General features: G+C 45.5%; 19 protein-coding genes. 12 read left to right on the forward strand and 7 right to left on the reverse strand.

What is annotated here, in order from left to right; genetic code table 11:
- The first annotated feature begins 12 nt into the window (after window positions 1-12).
- From AC121Z_RS00605 to AC121Z_RS00615, 3 genes are all read left to right on the forward strand, one after another.
- Window positions 13-966, forward strand: coding sequence for a putative metalloprotease CJM1_0395 family protein (locus AC121Z_RS00605; RefSeq protein ID WP_498125772.1), 954 nt, complete (start codon window positions 13-15; stop codon window positions 964-966).
- Window positions 967-1,035: 69 nt separating this feature from the next.
- Entirely contained in the window at window positions 1,036-1,335 is a 300-nt protein-coding gene (locus tag AC121Z_RS00610) for a hypothetical protein (protein WP_498125774.1), read from the forward strand.
- Window positions 1,336-1,363: 28 nt separating this feature from the next.
- On the forward strand, window positions 1,364-1,858 hold the full coding sequence (locus AC121Z_RS00615; protein ID WP_498128109.1) for an RNA methyltransferase: 495 nt from the start codon (window positions 1,364-1,366) through the stop codon (window positions 1,856-1,858).
- A gap of 11 nt (window positions 1,859-1,869) precedes the next feature.
- On the opposite strand, the gene AC121Z_RS00620 is transcribed toward AC121Z_RS00615, so the two are convergent.
- Window positions 1,870-2,076: a YheV family putative zinc ribbon protein gene (locus AC121Z_RS00620; RefSeq protein ID WP_498125776.1), complete on the reverse strand. Its 207-nt coding sequence runs from the start codon at window positions 2,074-2,076 to the stop codon at window positions 1,870-1,872.
- 296 nt (window positions 2,077-2,372) lie between these two features.
- Here AC121Z_RS00620 and AC121Z_RS00625 point away from each other — a divergent pair, with 296 nt between their 5' ends.
- The 5 genes from AC121Z_RS00625 to AC121Z_RS00645 all read left to right on the forward strand — a co-directional run bounded on the left by AC121Z_RS00625 (window position 2,373) and on the right by AC121Z_RS00645 (window position 8,270).
- Window positions 2,373-4,301 (forward strand): ATP-binding cassette domain-containing protein, encoded by a 1,929-nt coding sequence (locus AC121Z_RS00625; protein ID WP_498125778.1) that lies wholly within the window; start codon window positions 2,373-2,375, stop codon window positions 4,299-4,301.
- A 5-nt stretch (window positions 4,302-4,306) separates the two neighbouring features.
- The gene (locus AC121Z_RS00630; protein ID WP_498125780.1) at window positions 4,307-4,810 is read left to right on the forward strand and encodes a TIGR02444 family protein; all 504 of its coding nucleotides are present in this window, start codon (window positions 4,307-4,309) and stop codon (window positions 4,808-4,810) included.
- Window positions 4,797-5,831, forward strand: a complete 1,035-nt coding sequence (locus AC121Z_RS00635; protein WP_498125782.1) for a hydrolase — start codon at window positions 4,797-4,799, stop codon at window positions 5,829-5,831. Before AC121Z_RS00630 ends, AC121Z_RS00635 begins: the two co-directional genes overlap by 14 nt.
- Complete coding sequence (locus AC121Z_RS00640; protein ID WP_498125784.1) at window positions 5,828-6,034, forward strand: YheU family protein; 207 nt, start codon at window positions 5,828-5,830, stop codon at window positions 6,032-6,034. Before AC121Z_RS00635 ends, AC121Z_RS00640 begins: the two co-directional genes overlap by 4 nt.
- Before the next feature lie 346 nt (window positions 6,035-6,380).
- Complete coding sequence (locus tag AC121Z_RS00645) at window positions 6,381-8,270, forward strand: tetratricopeptide repeat-containing diguanylate cyclase (protein ID WP_498125785.1); 1,890 nt, start codon at window positions 6,381-6,383, stop codon at window positions 8,268-8,270.
- A 21-nt stretch (window positions 8,271-8,291) separates the two neighbouring features.
- Here the strand turns inward: AC121Z_RS00645 and AC121Z_RS00650 are convergent, their stop codons facing one another.
- The 3 genes from AC121Z_RS00650 to AC121Z_RS00660 all read right to left on the reverse strand — a co-directional run bounded on the left by AC121Z_RS00650 (window position 8,292) and on the right by AC121Z_RS00660 (window position 12,038).
- Window positions 8,292-9,503 (reverse strand): ABC transporter substrate-binding protein, encoded by a 1,212-nt coding sequence (locus AC121Z_RS00650; protein WP_498125787.1) that lies wholly within the window; start codon window positions 9,501-9,503, stop codon window positions 8,292-8,294.
- Between the two features lie 83 nt (window positions 9,504-9,586).
- Entirely contained in the window at window positions 9,587-10,171 is a 585-nt protein-coding gene (locus AC121Z_RS00655; RefSeq protein WP_498125789.1) for a lysoplasmalogenase, read from the reverse strand.
- A 76-nt stretch (window positions 10,172-10,247) separates the two neighbouring features.
- Complete coding sequence (locus AC121Z_RS00660) at window positions 10,248-12,038, reverse strand: DUF885 domain-containing protein (protein ID WP_498125790.1); 1,791 nt, start codon at window positions 12,036-12,038, stop codon at window positions 10,248-10,250.
- 188 nt (window positions 12,039-12,226) lie between these two features.
- Here AC121Z_RS00660 and AC121Z_RS00665 point away from each other — a divergent pair, with 188 nt between their 5' ends.
- A complete protein-coding gene (locus tag AC121Z_RS00665; protein WP_498125792.1) occupies window positions 12,227-13,513 on the forward strand; it encodes a hypothetical protein in 1,287 nt (428 codons plus the stop codon).
- A 136-nt stretch (window positions 13,514-13,649) separates the two neighbouring features.
- Here AC121Z_RS00665 and AC121Z_RS00670 read toward each other — a convergent pair whose 3' ends face one another.
- From AC121Z_RS00670 to nudE, 3 genes are read right to left on the reverse strand one after another with little or no spacing between them, the layout of a single operon-like run.
- On the reverse strand, window positions 13,650-14,219 hold the full coding sequence (locus tag AC121Z_RS00670) for a YceI family protein (RefSeq protein WP_498125794.1): 570 nt from the start codon (window positions 14,217-14,219) through the stop codon (window positions 13,650-13,652).
- A gap of 13 nt (window positions 14,220-14,232) precedes the next feature.
- Entirely contained in the window at window positions 14,233-15,054 is an 822-nt protein-coding gene (cysQ, locus tag AC121Z_RS00675) for a 3'(2'),5'-bisphosphate nucleotidase CysQ (protein WP_498125796.1), read from the reverse strand.
- Complete coding sequence (gene nudE, locus AC121Z_RS00680) at window positions 15,054-15,620, reverse strand: ADP compounds hydrolase NudE (protein ID WP_498125798.1); 567 nt, start codon at window positions 15,618-15,620, stop codon at window positions 15,054-15,056. Before nudE ends, cysQ begins: the two co-directional genes overlap by 1 nt.
- 111 nt (window positions 15,621-15,731) lie before the next feature.
- Between nudE and yrfG the strand changes: the two genes are divergently transcribed.
- The 3 genes from yrfG to AC121Z_RS00695 are packed head-to-tail and all read left to right on the forward strand — an operon-like array spanning window position 15,732 to window position 17,832.
- Entirely contained in the window at window positions 15,732-16,421 is a 690-nt protein-coding gene (gene yrfG, locus AC121Z_RS00685) for a GMP/IMP nucleotidase (RefSeq protein WP_498125799.1), read from the forward strand.
- Window positions 16,422-16,436: 15 nt separating this feature from the next.
- On the forward strand, window positions 16,437-16,979 hold the full coding sequence (gene yjjX / locus AC121Z_RS00690; protein ID WP_498125801.1) for an inosine/xanthosine triphosphatase: 543 nt from the start codon (window positions 16,437-16,439) through the stop codon (window positions 16,977-16,979).
- On the forward strand, window positions 16,972-17,832 hold the full coding sequence (locus AC121Z_RS00695) for an SDR family NAD(P)-dependent oxidoreductase (protein WP_498125803.1): 861 nt from the start codon (window positions 16,972-16,974) through the stop codon (window positions 17,830-17,832). Before yjjX ends, AC121Z_RS00695 begins: the two co-directional genes overlap by 8 nt.
- Window positions 17,833-17,879: the final 47 nt, after the last annotated feature.

Below are 17,879 nucleotides of genomic sequence, written 5' to 3' on the forward strand. Positions count from 1 at the left end.
CCGATAGTCATTGTGAACATTGTCACGCCAATCCCAACCGGTATTGTTTTCACCAATACCAATTTGAACACCGAGTCTGCTCGGCGGGAGAATCTTGCGCGTGAAACTATTCCGCAAACGGGTGCTAACGAGAACTCCGAAGCTAAATCTGGCCTTGGCTCAGAATCTGACCGTCTAAAAAACCCCGGGCAGCAGCCAGCTCCTTTAGTTTATGAACGTCCGCTACCTAACCCGAATGCCAATGCTCAGGCATTTGCTGGTGAAGGCGCATTTGATAATGGTAAAGATCAAAGTGCTGGTAAAGAAAACGCGGAAGAGCGTCAGCGCGAGGAGCAAGAGCAGCGTGACGAACGAGAAATTCAGCAATTAAAACAGCGCGATAGTGAAGTCCGTAGTCACGAACAAGCACATGCTAGCGTAGGCGGGCAGTATGCTGGGTCACCGAGCTATGAATATGAAACGGGCCCCGACGGTAAACGCTATGCGGTGGGTGGAGAAGTTTCTATCGATGTTGGTGAAGAATCTTCACCAGAAGAAACATTACGCAAGATGCAACAGGTTAAGGCGGCTGCGCTAGCGCCAGCTGAACCTTCACCACAAGATTTACGAGTTGCCAGTGAAGCGACGCAAAAAGCCTTTGAAGCACGCAGTGATATTGCGCAACAGCGCGCTGAAGAACTGTCTCGTGCGGCTAATCCAGTTGAGCAAAGTGCTAACCCAGCCCAACCCGAAGTCCCGAGCCTTGACGAAATTGTCGATGGTATCGATATTTCGATTCCCGAACGCACCTTAGACAACAATGGGTTTGGGGCAAGTGCAGCGGTTGATCGCGAGTCGTTAAGCGCGTCGCAGCAGCGTGAAACACTTAAGCAAGATGAGCAAACATTAAAACGCGTGGATGTTATCCAGTCACGTTACCTTGCCATTGTCACACCTAATGAGACCGGTTTTTCAGCAGTAGCTTAATGTTGCGGTTGCGGTGACACCGTTAAGCCCTTTACACTCGTTATATTCTTCGACCTCGCTGAAAGTTGCATGCTAGTCAGTCCAGACTTCTACTACCTTGATTTAGGCCTTACTGCGTTTGTTCTTGTTATTGCTGTAAGGCTTTCGTTCATTCGCATTGATTGGTTATCGCTGCTGGCCATTGTGGCACTGAGTTCCTTAGTTTCCTTAGTCCCTATCATCGGCGTCGTCACTGGTGCTGTTGTGTATTGTTATTTATTGGTTTATCGCTCCAATGCGGAATGGATAGACGGGATCTGGTTTTGGCTATTTGCGAAGCTGATCAGTGTCGGCGTTGGGTTTATCATAGGGGACATTAGCGTTGCATAAAACCGCCGTTCAACAAAGTTTTCGTGGAATGGTCAGCATTGGGCTTATCAATCCTAAATCAGCGACAAATGTAGGGGTTATTCTGCGTGCTTGTGGCTGTTACGGTGCTAGCAGTATCTTTTATACTGGCGAACGCTTTCGCTATGCAAAAGCTTTTCATACAGATACGAAGAACACGCATCAACAAGTGCCAACCATCGGTGTAGAAGACATCATGGCAATGAAACCGAAAAATGCTGAATCCGTGGTCATCGAGTTGGTAGAAGGGGCGTTACCCCTCCCTCAATTTGAACATCCGACTAACGCTTACTACATTTTTGGTCCGGAGGATAACTCTGTCCCACAAGACGTAATTGATCTTGCTGATCACGTAGTCTATATCCCCACTCGCAGCAGTATGAACTTGGCGGCAACCGCTAATGTTGTATTGTATGATCGGATGGCAAAAAGTGACTATCCGCATGGGGATGAATTTATTCGGCAGGTGCGAGATACTAATAACAATGCCAAGATAGCGAAGTGAGCTCGCACTAATTACTCGGGTTTAAACACCCCAATGACATCACCTGTACCCTTTGCCGCTTGTTTTACCTCATTATCGGTTTGTGATTGGTGATACCCGCAAGATACACATTCCATTTTTTCAACGTTGTTTTCAAAGAACAGCATTAATGTATCAAGGGACTGACATTTTGGGCACTTAGCACCGGCAATAAACCGCTTCTTAACGCGTTTGGTCATAGTTCTCTTTTGCTCTAAAAAAATCTTATTGTACCTATACGTAGTGCGATAACCTAGCGATCGATATTGCCGTATTTAGTCGTACAACAAAGACGTAGCTTTTTACCTTGTCGATTAACTATGCTGTGCTTAATAACGGCGAGAATGACTGCACATATGGACTTAAGTAAAAAACGCAAGTAAGTGTATTTGCTCTCAGCCAGTGCGTTTAATCATTAAGTATTGGTGAACTAACTCCCCTTTTTTAGGGGAATTTTGCTATTATCCGCAGCGTTTTTCATTCCAGAACTGAGCATATGATAAAGCTTACTGATCTCACCTTAATGCGTGGTCGCAAAGTATTACTACAAGGCGCGAGCATTGAAATTCCGCCGGGCCAAAAGGTAGCGGTGATTGGCGCTAATGGCTGCGGAAAGTCGAGCTTATTTGCTGCGTTACGCGGTGAACTAGCGCCCGAAGGAGGTGAACTCTATGTACAGCCCCATTGGCGCATCGTTTCTGTTGCTCAAGAGGTCACGGCTACAGAACGTAAAGCGATTGACTATGTAATTGATGGAGATGATCATTTACGCAATTTACAAGCAGAGTTGGCGCGTTTAGAACAACTCGATCATGCTGAGCATGGTGCGCGGATCGCCGAATTGCATGCCGAGCTAGAGCACGCTGGCACTTACACGGTGGAATCGAAGGCGGCGACTATTTTGGCCGGACTTGGCTTTCAACAAGGCCAACTGTCACAGCCGGTTAGTGCCTTTTCTGGTGGATGGCAAATGCGCTTGAATCTTGCTCAGGCGCTGTTGTGTCCTTCTGACCTATTACTGCTTGACGAACCTACTAACCATTTAGACTTAGATGCAGTGATTTGGTTAGAGCGCTGGATCCAGAACTACCCTGGAACCTTGTTATTGATTTCGCACGATAAGGCGTTTATCGATAGTTGTGCAGGCCGAATTTTGAGTGTCGAACAACAACAGTTGGTTGGATATACCGGTAATTACAGCGCCTATGAGAAGCAGAAGGCAGAACGCGCGCGCTTGCAGTCAATAGAGTACGTCAAACAACAAGATAAAATTGCGCATTTGCAATCGTTTATAACGCGTTTTAAGGCCAAGGCGTCGAAAGCGAAACAAGCGCAAAGTCGCGTTAAGCAGTTAGAAAAGATGGAATTGTTGTTACCGGCACATGTAGACTCGCCATTTTCCTTTGCCTTTGCTACACCTGATAAACTTCCTAATCCATTGATCAGTATGGAGAATGTGCAAATTGGCTACGGTGAAAAGGTCATCTTACATGACGTAAAGTTGAACCTTGTACCAGGTAGTCGAATCGGTTTATTAGGTCGAAATGGTGCGGGGAAATCCACCTTAATCAAACTCTTAGCGGATGAGCTCAAACCCATGGCTGGGCGCTATGATTTGTCAGCAGGTTTGCATGTTGGCTATTTTGCCCAGCATCAGCTTGAATACCTTGATTTAGAGGCTTCTGCATTAACCCATATTCAGCGTCTCGATCCAAAAGCCAGTGAACAATCCATACGTGATTATTTAGGTGGCTTTAATTTTCATGGGGATAGTGCTTTAGGGCCAGTCGCCCCTTTTTCCGGCGGTGAAAAAGCACGCTTAGTACTGGCTATGATCGTTTATCAAAAGCCTAACTTATTGTTGCTAGACGAGCCGACCAATCACTTGGACCTGGATATGCGAGAAGCGCTCAATATGGCCCTGCAAGGTTATGAAGGGGCGATGATCTTAGTCTCGCACGATCGCTTTTTGCTGGAGAGCGTAAGCGAAGAGTTTTATTTAGTCGACGCAGGTGAAGTTGCGCCGTTTAAAGGCGATCTGAATGATTATCGGATGTGGCTAGCGGAATCAGAAAAACGCTTAGCTAACGCCCAATCGCCAGTTGCAGCAAGTAATATTGCTAAATCAGTGGATAAAAAGGAGCAAAAGCGACTAGAGGCTGAATTTCGACAGCGTACATCGCCGTTGCGCAAACAGATTCTGGCGGACGAAAAGACCATTGCTAAGCACCAGGCAGCATTATCACAATTGCAAGCGCAGTTGGCAGATCCTGCTATTTATGCCGAGTCGAATAAGGCGAAATTAAAAGATATTCTCAACCAAGAGACCGAGTGTAAGTTAGCACTTGCTGATGCAGAAGAGCTTTGGATGGAAAGGTTGGATGAATTAGAGCAGCTTGAGGCAGAGTTCAATCTTGGAGACTAAGCGCCATGCCTATCGATCGGCTTGATGCCTGGAACTTCGCGTTGCAGTTGTATGCTTTTCCTGGTGTTGCGACTCAGTTAATTCACTTACAAGATAAATTTGGCTGCAATGTGAATGTGGTATTATTTTGCCATTATCTGGATCTGATGCGCACGGATGTTACTGGGTTAGAGTTTGCACAACTCGAGGAGTTGCTAGAACCCAGCTCACAAACAATTGCAAGGCATCGGCAAAAGCGCCGCATTGCCAAACATGAACAGCCAGAAAGTTATGAATTACTCAAGCAGCAAGAAGTGGAATTAGAAAAATTGCAACATGGTTCTCTGGTAGCGGTTGTCAATCAACATGCTGTTCAACATAGTCAGGTTGCGGCTGAGCCCACCACGCGCGAGCCGATGTTAATGACATATTTAGCGTATTGCCAAGTACCAGAACAACAGCGTCAGCAGTTGTCGCTCTTGATGACGACTGCCAATGATGGGTTAAGGAGTGAGAGTGAGTCACACTGAATTTGAACGTAAAGCGCATGGACGATTGCTCAAAAGTCAGTTTAAGCCGGCATTTTGGGCGCGCAATCGCCATATTCAAACCTTGTGGCCACGGTTTTTGCAGAAGCGCAAAAAAATTGCTATTCGCAATGAGCGAGTAGCAACGCCAGACAACGACTTTATTGATTTAGCGTGGTCGCCTAAACCGCAATTATGCAAGGGTTTAGTGGTTATTTTCCATGGTTTGGAAGGGAGTATCCGGTCGCATTATGCGAACGATCTTTTTGCCTCATTATTTGCGCAAAATTGGCAGGCGGTGTTGATGCATTTTCGCGGTTGTAGTGGGGAACCGAATAACACTACACGCACCTATCATTCGGGCGATACGCGCGACGCGACGTTTATTCTTGACCGCCTCAGAAAGCAATTCCCAGATCAGTTTTTTGCTGGTGTAGGATTTTCCTTAGGCGGCAATATGCTTCTCAAATTACTGGGTGAGAATCCGCTGCAAAAGTGGTTACAAAGTGCATGTGCAATTTCAGCTCCACTCAAGTTAGCAGAATGTGCACAAAGCCTAAATCAAGGTTTTTCAAGGGTATATCAGCGCTATTTACTGGCCAGTATGCGCCGAACCTTACTACTCAAAATGCAGCGCCTAGATTACAGTAAAGAGCTGGTACTGACTGAAGAGCAAGTGAAAAGAATACGGTCGTTTCGCGAGTTCGACGAGTTAATCACCGCTCCTATACACGGTTTCGAAGATGCCATCGATTACTATGAGAAATGCAGCGGTTATCACTATCTACAGGCGATACGCACACCAACCTTGGTGTTACACGCAAAAGATGACCCTTTCATGAACGAGCACGTGATACCAGAAGAACATGAACTCGCGCGATCGGTCACGCTTGAATTGAGCGAAAAAGGCGGGCATGTTGGTTTTATGCAGGGTACGCCTTGGCAACCAAAAATATGGTTACACGAACGCCTGAATAGGTTCTTAGATGAGCAGTTGAAGCAATGGCACGCAGCAACTAAATGATCATTCCAATCGAAGAGCTAGCGCCCGATACACTGCGCAATGTAGTGGAAAGTGTGGTTTTACGCGAGGGTACAGATTATGGCGAAGCCGAAGTTGAGTTCGCGACCAAAGTAGAGCAAGTCTTGCAGCAGTTACGCGCGGGTGATGCGGTGCTGCAATATTCTGAATTACACGACAGTGTAGATATTATTAGCAAGCGCTAAGTTTCCGCTTATACAGATACCATAATCACACCTACATTTATTTGATTTAGAATTTCCACCCAGTGCTGAGAAAGATTTATTTATTAGCTTGGCGCACAAGCAGAGCTTGCATTATGTGTGCTTGTTAAGTTTAAATCTGCTGAACAGAGTACTCTCAGCGCTGAAGCAGAATACTTGTAATCCTCCTACCTTCAGAAACACTCTCATTGATATTTGGGCTCACACAGATTACATCTTTCTGGTGGCAAATACAGTTGTAGCGAATGACTCTACACTCGGGGTAGAATAAAGCATGGCTAGTGGGTTTTGACGACTGCTAGGTGTCGTTAGCTGTAAGGAGTTAGTCTTGACGAGCTGTAAACACACTGTTGGTTTTTTTGCGTTATTGAGTGTTGTGGTATTTACCACCGCAAGTGTGCATGCACAAACGTTTAGCCGTGCTCAGTTAGCCCAATTTGATACAGCCATTTATTCTGCACCAGTAGCTACTTTGCGCGCACTTGAGAGCGCAATCGCAACAGATAATTATCAAGGCGAAGATTACGTTTGGCTCTTGTTGCGTAAGGCGCAAGTGGATGATGTGTTGACGCGATACACTCTGGTTACGGCAACGTTAGATGAATTGCAGCCCCAAGTGCCAGTAATGACTCAAGCGCAGCTGGCCTACTATTATTATCTGCGAGGTGTAAATGCCCACAAAACAGGGCAACTTGAGTTAAGCATAAAGCAACTCGAAACCACTGTTGAACTCCTGCGAGAAAAGCACAGCACAACAATTTATGCGCTTGCTATCCGTGAATTAGGCTATGCCCGTGCTCTGGCAGGTGATTATTTCCAGGCAAATTCGATATTACATACGGCCTATACAGAATTCACTGCGTTGGATAATGCCTTCTACAATGGGTTGATTGCGGAAAGTTTAGGCGATACTTACAACTACTCCGGCAATTATCCAAAATCATTAGAATACTATCAGATCGCATTAATGCATTTTGAATCACTAGACTACCAGCCCTTTATTGCCAGTACGTTACTCGGTATCGCTATTGTGCATCGGCGTTTGAAAAACTGGGATGAAGCTCTCGCAACCTTTGATCGTTATGAGCAAAGTATTGCTTTTAAACAAACATTCAGTGAACGTTTCTATTTATATTATGGTCGAGCGATGACTCTGGCTGAAAAAGGCGATTGTTTGGCTGCCATTCCTGCCATAGAGAGCGCGCTGGCACTTGAGGGCATCATCGACTATCGGGCTGAACTATTGAAGCAACGTGCTAGATGCTACCTCGCGGAAGGTGACATTGATTTAGCTAAGTCAGACGTTGCTGATGCTCAGCAGATATTCATGGATATGCCGGAATTGCTGGGGACGCAATGGGAGCTAGAAATCGCCTATATCAACAGTCAAATTGCCTTTCAACAAGGCAATAAGGACGAGGCATTTACACTACTTGACGACTATTACCGCAATTTAATTGCACTCCAGCGGGAAAACAGTTCTGAGCGAATGGCCAGGATGCAATCGTCATTAGAGGCTGAACGTAAGGATCGAGAGATAGATTTACTCAAACAGCAAGCTCGCTTGCAAGAAGTCAGTGCAGCTGAGCAGGCGTTACGTGTACAGCAACAAAGGCTGATTATTGCTGGTGCGGTTATCATTGTCTTGCTCCTTTTAATTTTCGGCATATTGCAATTTCGACATTCACGAAAATTAATGGCTCTGTCCATAAGAGATGATCTTACCGGGCTACACAATCGCCGCTATGTGTTTGATTTTTTTGAAAACTGGCGCTTTGTGTCGGGCGGAGTGTCTTCGTCAATAGCCGTTCTTTATTTTGATATAGATGACTTTAAGCACATTAATGATAATTTCGGCCATAAGGTGGGTGATGATGTCATACAAGTGGTTGCCAGTGCGGCAGCTAAGGTGGTGAGGGCAAATGATATTGTCAGCCGTGTCGGTGGTGATGAGTTTTTGGTTATTTTGCCGCGTGCAGATCTTGATGAAGCAAAAGATATTGCACAACGCTTATTACACGAGATTGCAGCACTAGAGTTTGAGGTTGGACCGGATAGTACAGTCGCGATAACTGTGAGTATAGGTATCGCGTGTTATGCACCCCAGCAGGACCAAATGTTTGACATGGAGGCTTTACTCGAGTCGGCAGATAACGCACTATACGCGTCTAAGCGCGGGGGTAAAAATCAATACCAGATAGCGCAAGAAACCAGCTAAACAACACCCCTATCATTGCGTCTATTTAATATAATCAATTAAAGGTTTAGCATTACTTGATGCGAAGAGCGTATCTAAATGTTTATCTAACATTACGGCGCGCTCTGAATTCGTATCCCGATCAAAATATTGAACCAGTATTGGCGCATTGCTGATCGTAGCTAGAGCGCGTTTTTGTCGCTCAGTTAACGAATTGACTTGAGGCTGTGTAGATGTTGGTAGCCAACCCAATGACATGGCAAGCTTGTCGCTGGAACTGGTGGTCGCAAGATACTCTAAAAATTTTGCGGCGGCAGGTTTGTTATTACTATTTTTAGCAATCATTAGCATGTCCAGCGGCGCAACGGTGCCGTGGCGATGGCTATCTGGGAAAGCAAAAAATCCTACTTCATTGCCAAGAACACTGTTTAGTGATTCTTCGATAAATAAACCGCTTAAGGTCATACCGGCATGGCCACGTGCAACCGCAGCAACCGCTTGTACCCAACTCCACTCATGATCCGGTGCAAAAAAATAGTCGTGCTCGATCAGATCGGTTAACGGTGCGAGTAATTCTGCGGCCTGAGTAGACCCTATTGAGTCACCGAGCGTCATCTTCTTGCGGAGTGATTTGCCGCCGTGCATTAATGCTAAATAATCAAGCCAGGCAAGTGTTTCCCACTGACTTTCGTTGGCTTGAACCAATGGTTTAATATTGTTTCGTTTTAGTGTTTGGGCTACGTTCGTGAATTCTTGCCAAGTTTTCGGTGGTGCGAGATCGAGTGTGGCAAAAACCGATTTGTTGTAATAAAAACCCCAAATATAAACCGCAAGGGGCAAACCATATAATCGACCGTCACTGCTCAGTTGTCTAAGGTTAGCGTCTTTATAGTGTAGGCGCAGGGTGTCAACATCTAGCAAGGTATCTATTGGCTCAATCAAATCTTGCGCAACAAATCGAAACAATCGCTCGCCCGCCTGCCAGTGAATAATGTCAAATTCGCCACGGGTTAACCATGTGTTAATCGCTGCTTTAAACCGAGCATCGCTATAGGTAGAGAGTTCAATTGTTTGATCGGGATAGAGGGCTTCAAATGTCTCGACAGTTTCTGTTAATGATGCAATTTGCGTGGGTTCGGCAGACAAAAAGGCTATTTTCAATGGCTCTTTAGCCATTGCCGGTAAAACACCTACAGACGCACTAACAAGCAGCGTTAGGCCTAAAAACGGCAGAAACCAGTTGAATTCGCGCATATTTTTACCAATGCAGAGACTACTCGGCTAAGTATAGCCTTAGCTTCTGTAAGTGCCAGCCAGCAGCACGATGATCGAGCATTTCATGGAGTCGCTGAATGGGGTTTTCTGTAATGACTCACAAAGGTCAATATCAATAACAATTGTGCAATGTAGTAGGTTGTCATGATCATGAACTCTGCCAATTCAAATGAATGCAGAAAGCGGTCGTACGCAATCAGAGAATCTGAAAGTGCAAATAGACACGCCCCAGCAATAATGCGACGATCTTGGGTTTTAAATGCTACACACACCATTAAGCTAATCACCGTAGCATAAACACCGACCGGTAATGCAAGGTTATCGGCGCTGGGTACTAGATAGATGAGGCACATACCCCAATAAATCACTACCAGTAAACATAGCTTGGGCCATGGATGATGCTTCGCCAAACACCAGAAGGCCGAGGTGTAGGCGACATGGGCCAGCAAGAAGCAACCTAAGCCTGCAGTAAATGCCCAACTAGCATCAAGGGCCAAGATAAAATCACCTGACAGTGAGGCTATGCACGCCATTGCAATGATTGCGCGATATGGCGTTGCAGTAACTCTTATGACCCAAAGTGCTAAAATACTGACTGGGATGGCCTTATGCCAAGCTAGCGTCGCCTCTGGCCATCCAATTACCATAAATAAATAACTTAGGCTGCTACCCAGATAAGCAGCAAGCCATAGCCTTGAATGGTGCATAAAGTAAAGTTGGCTCTTATTGCATCAATGCTTTGATATGCTTCACTGGAGCACTACCAAAACTCAAGAACTCCTCGTGAAATGCCTTTAAATCAAAGTTTTCACCTAATGTGGCTTTTTGCGCCTCGCGGAAATCATAAATCTCGCGATAACCACTGTAATAGCTGGTTAACTGCACTTGACTTAAGGTGGCACGACGCCACTTGCCCTCGGCTTCAGCTTGCTCCTGAAAAGCACCATTCATCAACAAGTCTAGCCCTTCTTCTTTACTCATGCCGTTGACTTGAATGGCGTAGTCTAAAATGGTATTACAAATAACCCGCAAGTTCCATTTGTAGTACATCAGCCACATTTCTGGTTCGAAGTCGGCGTATCCTTCTTCTAACATCATGCGTTCGGTATATACCGCCCAACCCTCAATCATTGCCCCGTTGCCAAATACACTTTTAATCAACGAAGGTGAGTTATTTGAATAGACTAACTGGGTGTAGTGCCCAGGGATCGCTTCATGGATATTCAAGATTTGCAGGATCCAATGATTGTATTCGCGCAGGTACGACACAGCCTGTTCTTCTGTCATATCATCCAGCGGGGTTACGTTATAGTAAGTATTCTCTTTTTTCTCGTAGGGACCAGGAGCACTGATTGATGCACCTGCGAAACCACGCATATATTCAGGCGTCTCGCGCACTACCAACGGTTTTTCTGGGTCAAGTTCAATGAGGTCATGTTCACGCACGAAGGCTTCCAACATAGGAATTTGCTCGCGGATTTCTGCTACAAAGTTCTCTCTTTGCACATGCTTCACCGATAAGTGTTTGATTAATGTGGCTATAGCCTCATTTTCAGAAGTAGGTTGTGGCGTGTCAGGGAAGTACTTGGGCCACAATTGTGTGGTCAGCTTAACCATTTCAGCGGTCACTTCGGCTTTATCCTGCATCGCCTTTTCATACATTTGCTTAGCGCTGTAGCCAGACTGAATATCAAAGGCGAACTTTTGCTCGTATAGCGCTTCACCAATCCGAAACGAACGCGCGTTACCATTTTCAACTAACGCCGTTTCGAGGGCTTGTAGGTACGCAATATAGCCATTAACCGCTTCTGTTGCGGCATTTAACCGTGCGGCAAAAATCGTCTGCTCTTCAGTGTTCAAATCGCTATCCGCCAGCATCGCCAGGATATTGTCATTCAGCACACTGAATACCCCCTGATTCTGGGCAATAGCTAATTGCGTATGCTCTAATGTTGGTAGCGTTATATTCGCTTGTGCCGCGTTGTAGAAATCAGGCACGTATTGCAAGCGGTTAAAGACTTGGCGAACTTTTTCCTGATTAGATTTGAATCGACTGTTTAATATATTCGCAAACCCGTAGGCAACATTATATTGCGACGGATCCCATTGATACGACTGAAAGGTGTCTAGCTCCCACAGGGCTTGCTTAAGCGTATTCTCTATTAAATAGTAATCGATCGTATTGGTGTCATTCAGGCGTGTTAAATCGAAGCGCTCAAGCTCAGCCAGTTGTTCAGCGATAAAATTTCGGTCAGATGCTCGCGCCGCTTCATCGGGAATACGGATCACATCGTCGTATTTTCCGTACCCAGCCCATACAGAATATTCCGGGTACTGCTGCCAAAACCGTTCTATAAAGGCTTCACTGTATGCGGTAAATGCGGCGTTCTGGTCTTCTTGTACGGCTACCTGATCAGGGGCGCCAGTTGTTGATTGATTATTTGCCACATTGGGTTGGCAGGCCGTTAGGGTGATTGACGAACAAATGAGCAGGGAAAGGGCGGTTTTTTTCATGGTGATAGCCTTTTTGTTTTTGTTTATCCTAGCAGATAAAAGCCAGAATAATTACTATCAATTACGCCCCAGTTTTTCATGGTTCGATACCCATTTAACCGCTGTGAACGCAGCATTGTTTGGCTGGCAAAACCATGTAAGCCCGTATAGCATGGTAGCTATCAGTTTCAATGCACATCGTAAAGCACATGGAAGAGACACAAATAGAAGAGTCATCTTGGTTACAACGCCTCAAAGAACAAAGTTGGGAAGCTGAGCTATTAGTTTCAGCCATCGGCACTTTTGCGTCATTTCAATTATTCGCTGTCGTTGAGTGGTTAATGTATGTAATGCTCGATTATTTACCAACGACTCAATATTTTATCGGCTATGTGGCAACCTATACTGGGATGTTAGCGGTTAGCATGCTAACCAGCATGTTTATACTGCATTTTTTCTTGCGGTTTTATTGGGTGGGATTAGTCGGGCTGAATTCTGTATTTAGCGAGACTGAAACTAAAAATAGTGCGTTTTCAGAAGTCTATACGAAGAAAATGTTGGCGATTTTGCCGCAGGTAAAAGACTCTATCCATAAAGTTGATGACCAATGCAGTGTGATTTTTTCGATCGCATTCTGCTTAATGGTGATGTACGCCTATTTTGCGGTGTTGTTGGGACTATTTTTAGTTTATTACAACTTATTGGAGCCATACTTGCCATTTTGGTTGTTGATTATGCCGGCCATTTTTGTAGCCGCGACAGCGATTATTCAATCTATCGTCAGTGCAATCGCTAATCTAAAGCGCTTTCATGCAAATCAACGTATGCAGACGCTTTACTATCAAATTACCCGCTTTCAAAACTGGGTTTTTTTGGGGCCATTCTTTACGCCAGTACTACAAATTCTTATGACATTCGGGAGTAACTTTAAGAATAAGAAGCGTTTGTTCGTATTGATGAGTGGATGTTTTGTGATCGGACTCTCTGCCTCAGTTTATTTTACCGTTAATTCTAAAGCTCTCTATTTCTTACAAGATGACTACTTTGCAGACAACACTCGAGTTTACACAGAATTCTACGCCAAGAATAATAGTGAGGCGGCTTACCTAATTGCCCCTGAAATTGAGGCCGAGATTTTACAACGCCCTGTGACCACACTTTTTATTCCGGTGCTTCGTCACGAGAAACGGGTCAGTCAGCCACTATGTAATAACGCTTTACAGCTTTCTGAAGACGTCAGCAAGCGTGAAAAGACAGCGGCATGCTATCAGTATTACCATCAAATACTATTAAATGGCAATGAGATTACCCCTCAGTTTAAACGCATGGATCACCCTCGGACCGGACAATCAGGCATTTTCGCTTATGTTGACTTGTTACAAGCCAATACTGGTGAAAATACGCTGACAATCACTAAGCTCTTGCACGCAAAGGATAACGTGGAGTGGAGTATTCCGTTCTTTTTATCTGATGCTAATCGGATAAAAAATGATTAAGCAACTTTCGCTGCGCTAGCAAGGCCGCTGCTAGCGCACGTTGAGGTGTTTAAAGATTCTACCAGTGACAAAATCGAGTGGGTAAGATTTCAACTGAGCAGCCAGGAGTAGTACCTTTTAATACGGCAGGTGGTAGTTACTTTGATTGCTTAAACGTCACCGAAAAGGTTACCGGAACCGCATAGCTAATGCTGTTTAATCCAGCAATTTTGCGCAAGGCATCAACACCTGCAGTTAAACCAAATTGACTCGCATTTACCAGGGTTGGCTTAGCGGTGTGGGCATTGAACTTTGAATCATCCAAGCGCTGAATATTGATCACAAAACTGACCTCGGCAGATTCGCCGTGCAGTGACAACGTACCTGACTGCGTTACTTGCATTGATTCTCCCGTAGCCAGATCCATGACATTACTGGGTAGTTGAGTTGTATACGTCGCTTGAGCGAATTCACTGACGTTAAATAACATCTCTTGCATCCGCGTGTTACGGATTGGGATCATGGTATTGACCGACGTTAAGTCAATGCTAATTGCCAAATTACCAGCGTCACTCAACTCGCCACTTAATCGGTCAAAGGTGTGGACCTCGGCAATATGCTCATTTTTCGTCGAAATAAAATGCAATGTACTTGCGTCATTGTCGAGTTGCCAGTTGGCGAAAACTGAGGTTGATAAAAATAACAAGCCGATGGGTAACAAACGCATACAAACTCCGCAATTAGTAATATTCAACAATGTTGTGCCAGTCCACACGTGGATCGCCCAACACAACAAAATCTGGATTCTCTAAGGAATTACGTTGATTGTAGGTTAATGGCTCAAAATTAGCCGCGAGTATTTGACCGCCGGCTTCATTAATAATGCACTGCGAGGCGCCAGTATCCCACTCGCCAGTAACGCCCAAACGCATGAACACATCAGCCTTACCCTCAGCAATAAAGCAGGATTTTAGTGAGCAACTACCCAGCGGTAAGGTTTGATAAACGCGCTTCGCGCTCATGCGTGAAAACACCTTCTCCCGCGACTGGCGGCGACTAATCGCAATAATCACGACGCTTTCACTCGGATCATCGAGCTTGCGAACATGGATCTGACGCACGCCTTCCGGACAATCTTTAAAGGCACCATTACCTTTGGACGCATAATACAGGGATTGTCCTGGCGGCCAAAAGATCACCCCGATCACCGGTTCATTATTTTCAATGAGCGCAATGTTGACAGCAAAATCTCCGCTGCGAGCGATAAATTCTTGGGTGCCATCAATGGGATCAATTAACCAATAACGTGGCCAATGTTGGCGTTCGGAGAGACGCTCAATCTTTGACTCTTCCGACATGATAGGAATGTCAGGGGTTTGTTGTGAGAGCATTTCGGTGATGATTTCATTGGCATGATAGTCAGCGCTTGTTACCGGGGACTCATCTGCTTTTTCATAACTCTTGTAATCACCAGAGTCATAAATTTCAAGTACAGCAGCACCTGCTTTACACGCCGCTTCTTTGGCTAATTTAAGCAGAAAATCCTTGCTGTAATTTGACATCACTCTTGTTCCTTTAACCACCGTTGTAATAAGAATAGCGCAGCAATACCGCGGGCTTCAATAAAGTCTGCGCGTGCCAACAATTCATCGATGTCATCCAGTGACCACTGTATCACTTCAAGCGGCTCAGGCTCATCGCCCTCAAGGCGTTGCGGATATAAATCTTGCGCTACCACAATATTCATCCGTGAGCTGAAAAATGTCGGCGCCATACCGACGCTATGTATATCATGCAGTTGATGGGCAGCAAAGCCGACTTCTTCTTGCAGTTCGCGATTGGCGGCTTGCAATGGTGTCTCGCCAGGGTCAATCAAGCCTTTCGGAAAACCTAATTGATACGAATGTGTGCCAGCTGCATATTCACGGATCAGGTAAAAGTGTTTGTCATCCAGCATCGGAATGATCATCACCGCACCACGGTTTTGTCCGGCCATGCGCTCAAACTGACGAGTCGCCCCATTCGAAAACTCAAGATCAACCCGCTCCACATTGAAGAAACGGCTTTTCGCGACTATCTCGCGGTGGTGGATCGTAGGTAATGGTTTGTTCGGGTCTATTTTACTCATCAACTGAACCAGTTAAACTTTACTATTATTGTGTACTGCTTCGTTCTTAGAACCGATCGATTGCAGTCGTTGTTTTGATTTTATTGCTTACTCTAATTCAAGGACCATCACTTGCCAAATATTGACTGGGAAAACATTCATACCGTGCTTCTCGATATGGACGGTACGTTACTCGATTTGCATTTCGATAACTATTTCTGGATTGAGCATTTACCGCAAAAGATTGCTGAGAAGACCGGACAAGCGGTAGAAAAATGTCGTGCTGACATGCTCGCTCATTATGCGCGCATTAATGGTCAAATTGAATGGTATTGTTTGGATTATTGGGCGGATTACCTAGATATGGACATCATGGCGGCAAAACGAGAAGTCGAGCACTTGATCAGTATGCGCGACGATACCATCCCATTCTTGGATGCATTGAAAGCGAGCGGTAGAGAAGTCATTCTGGTCACCAATGCGCATCCTGGAAGCTTGTCGCTCAAGGTTGAACACACTCAGTTAGACAGTCATATTGACCGACTCATATCCACACACCAGTTTGGGGTGACGAAAGAGTCTCAATTGCTATGGCAGAAATTGCAACAGTTCACAGGCTTTGATGCTGCTAAAACACTTTTTGTCGATGACAGCGTGCCAATTCTAACCGCGGCTAAAACCTATGGTATTGCGCATTTACTGGCGGTAGAAAATCCAGATAGCCAATTACCTGCTCGCCAAATTGATGAATTTGAATCGGTCAGTGATTATCGGACGTTAATTAATGATATTAGGCGCTATCCAATCGAAAACCACCGTTGAGACAGCGAGGAGAGCATGATGAAGCGGTTATTTGTAGGTTCACTCAATCCAGTCAAAATTGGCGCAGCCAAGCGTGCACTGGGTCAGTGGTTTGACAATGCCCATGTAGAAGCGCAGGGTATTGCAGTTCCGTCTGGCGTAGCCGATCAGCCAATGACTGAAGCAGAAACGCGGTTAGGCGCTGTCAATCGCGTACGCAAGTGTTTGGCTGAACTAAAACTTAACGCAAACGCGTTTGATTGGATTGTGGCTTATGAGGGGGGCGTGGATATGTTTGAAGACGGCCCTGCGACTTTTGCTTACGTTGCTATCAGTAACGGCAAAAAAATGGCGGTTGGACGGTCTGGTAATCTACCGTTACCGCGTCCTGTTTATGCTGAGCTATTGAAAGGTAAAGAGTTAGGTCCGGTAATTGATAAACATTTCAACACGCAAAATATTAAACAAAAAGGCGGGGCTATCGGGGTGTTAACCAAAGGCTTAGCCACACGTCAGAGTGTCTATGAAACTGCGACGATTATGGCTATGAGCTCATACGTGGATGATATCAATGCATAAGGTTGCCTTGGTTACCGGTGCGGCGAGTGGGATAGGACTGGCGTTGACGGAAGGGCTTTTGGCTCGTGGCTATCAGGTTGCAATGTTGGATGTAGATGAGCCACGTTTAGCCAGCGAATACCAACGTCTACAGAGCACAGTTAAGCAAGGCGATGGGCAGCAGTTGACATATCACTATTGTGATATCGCCGACAGTGAGAGTATTGCACAGGCGGTCACTACGGTAGTGTCTGAACATGGTCACTTGGATGTACTCATCAATAATGCCGGCGTAGCACTTGGGGGGGCTTTTGGTCAAATGAGTCAGGCCGATTTTAACTGGCTAATAAACATTAACTTTCTTGGACTCGTGCATATGACCAGAGTTTGTTTACCACACCTGTTAAGTCGTTCCAGCGCCAACATTGTAAATATCTCTAGTCTATTCGGCATCATTGCGCCACCAGGGCAAACGGCTTACTCAGCATCTAAATTTGCGGTGCGCGGTTTCTCTCAAGCACTGCAGCATGAATTAGTCGAAACCGACGTGGCTGTTTCAATTGTTTACCCAGGCGGAGTTCGCACCCGTATTGCCAAGCAATCGCGCAAAGCTGAGGGTTTAGACGAGAGTGAGTATCAGCAAGGCGTACAGGAGTTTAATCGAGCTCTGGTGTTATCGCCGCACAAAGCCGCGCAAATCATTCTTGATGGTATGCAACGGGGACGGGCAGAGATAATGGTCGGTACTGACGCAAAAGTCATTCGTTGGTTAGCCAAACTTTTCCCTCGCCACTATTGGCCTATGGTTGAGAAATTGATGCCGTCTGGGCAATCGCTAGACCGTATTCGTGCATTTTACCAAAAACGCCCGTAGTGCTTCGCCGCTAACAAATTGTTTGATAGCATAGCGCTAACGTATCT

The organism is Alteromonas sp. DYW1 (assembly GCF_059752595.1).

Coding starts and splice junctions, on each gene's coding strand:
- AC121Z_RS00650 (WP_498125787.1), bottom strand. CDS start 9,503: ATGCGCGAATTCAACTGGTTTCTGCCGTTTTTAGGCCTAACGCTGCTT.
- AC121Z_RS00695 (WP_498125803.1), top strand. CDS start 16,972: ATGCATAAGGTTGCCTTGGTTACCGGTGCGGCGAGTGGGATAGGACTG.
- yjjX (WP_498125801.1), top strand. CDS start 16,437: ATGATGAAGCGGTTATTTGTAGGTTCACTCAATCCAGTCAAAATTGGC.
- AC121Z_RS00660 (WP_498125790.1), bottom strand. CDS start 12,038: ATGAAAAAAACCGCCCTTTCCCTGCTCATTTGTTCGTCAATCACCCTA.
- AC121Z_RS00620 (WP_498125776.1), bottom strand. CDS start 2,076: ATGACCAAACGCGTTAAGAAGCGGTTTATTGCCGGTGCTAAGTGCCCA.
- AC121Z_RS00665 (WP_498125792.1), top strand. CDS start 12,227: ATGGAAGAGACACAAATAGAAGAGTCATCTTGGTTACAACGCCTCAAA.
- AC121Z_RS00625 (WP_498125778.1), top strand. CDS start 2,373: ATGATAAAGCTTACTGATCTCACCTTAATGCGTGGTCGCAAAGTATTA.
- AC121Z_RS00630 (WP_498125780.1), top strand. CDS start 4,307: ATGCCTATCGATCGGCTTGATGCCTGGAACTTCGCGTTGCAGTTGTAT.
- nudE (WP_498125798.1), bottom strand. CDS start 15,620: ATGAGTAAAATAGACCCGAACAAACCATTACCTACGATCCACCACCGC.
- AC121Z_RS00640 (WP_498125784.1), top strand. CDS start 5,828: ATGATCATTCCAATCGAAGAGCTAGCGCCCGATACACTGCGCAATGTA.
- AC121Z_RS00615 (WP_498128109.1), top strand. CDS start 1,364: ATGGTCAGCATTGGGCTTATCAATCCTAAATCAGCGACAAATGTAGGG.
- AC121Z_RS00610 (WP_498125774.1), top strand. CDS start 1,036: ATGCTAGTCAGTCCAGACTTCTACTACCTTGATTTAGGCCTTACTGCG.
- AC121Z_RS00670 (WP_498125794.1), bottom strand. CDS start 14,219: ATGCGTTTGTTACCCATCGGCTTGTTATTTTTATCAACCTCAGTTTTC.
- cysQ (WP_498125796.1), bottom strand. CDS start 15,054: ATGTCAAATTACAGCAAGGATTTTCTGCTTAAATTAGCCAAAGAAGCG.
- AC121Z_RS00655 (WP_498125789.1), bottom strand. CDS start 10,171: ATGGTAATTGGATGGCCAGAGGCGACGCTAGCTTGGCATAAGGCCATC.